Origin of the sequence: Vibrio sp. Vb0888, assembly GCF_033338835.1 — a bacterium.
GTDB lineage: Bacteria > Pseudomonadota > Gammaproteobacteria > Enterobacterales > Vibrionaceae > Vibrio > Vibrio alginolyticus.
On record NZ_JAWOTL010000322.1, the window covers coordinates 1 to 1057 of the forward strand.

A 1057-nucleotide genomic window follows, 5' to 3' on the forward strand; every position below is an offset into this window, starting at 1 on the left:
CAACAACGATTGGTTTCGCTTGGCTGTCGTTTTGTAGCTCACAATCCACGCGGAAAAATGCGCCCAAAAACTCGGTAGCGGTAATGCGTACAGGCAGCGAGTTGCGGTAGTTTTCGACAAACTTGATGTTTTCGGGACGTACCGCCAAATCAAAGCGGTCACCACGTTGAACCTTACGATTGGTTAAACTTGGTGCTGGCAGTAGAGTCTCAGCAATACGCACCTGAGATTCGGTCACAACAGATGTCTCGATAAAATTCATGCTGCCGACAAACTCGGCCACAAAGCGCGTTGCCGGTTGTTGGTAGATTTCTTGAGGCGTGCCGACTTGCTCAATTACGCCATGGTTCATCACCACAATTCGATCTGCCATCGAAAGCGCCTCATCCTGATCGTGCGTAACCATAATGGTAGTGATGCCCAGCTTTCGTTGCAGCTTACAAATTTCATCACGTAAGTGAACACGTACTTTCGCGTCCAACGCAGATAAAGGTTCATCAAGAAGAAGCAGTCCCGGAGATAAAGCAAGCGCTCGCGCTAACGCCACACGTTGTTGCTGACCGCCCGACAACTGGTTAGGAAACTTCTGCCCTGAGGTTGGTAAGCCTATCGTTTCTAGCCACTGCTCTACTTTCTCCAGCGCCTCTTTGGTTGACATACCTTGGTTTTTCAAACCCACCGCAATGTTCTCTTGCACGGTGAGGTTTGGAAACAGCGCGTAAGACTGAAACACAATGCCGAAATCACGCTTTTCTGGTGGTAGAAATGTGGTCTCTTGGCCGTTTTGAAAAATCGCGCCAGAAGTAGGTAGATCTAAACCTGCAATGGCACGTAATAACGTAGTTTTACCGCAGCCAGAAGGGCCTAAAAAACAAACGAACTCGCCCTTTTCGATCGCCAGTGAGATTTGCTTTAATGCCGTGAACTGTCCGAATTGTTTCACTACATTTTTAATGTTCAGATAAGGTTGGTTAATTGACATAACACACACTCCAAATGGTATATACCAACTTTAGTTTTTGTGTGTTACGTTCCAATGACAAATTTATAGCCAGAA

1 protein-coding gene is annotated in these 1057 nt (G+C 46.6%); it reads right to left on the reverse strand.

Going from position 1 to position 1057, the window contains the following annotated elements:
- The coding region (locus tag R7P72_RS25980) for a putative 2-aminoethylphosphonate ABC transporter ATP-binding protein (RefSeq protein ID WP_318111127.1) at nucleotides 1-982 on the reverse strand (982 nt) is incomplete at its 3' end.
- Nucleotides 983-1057 lie beyond the last annotated feature (75 nt).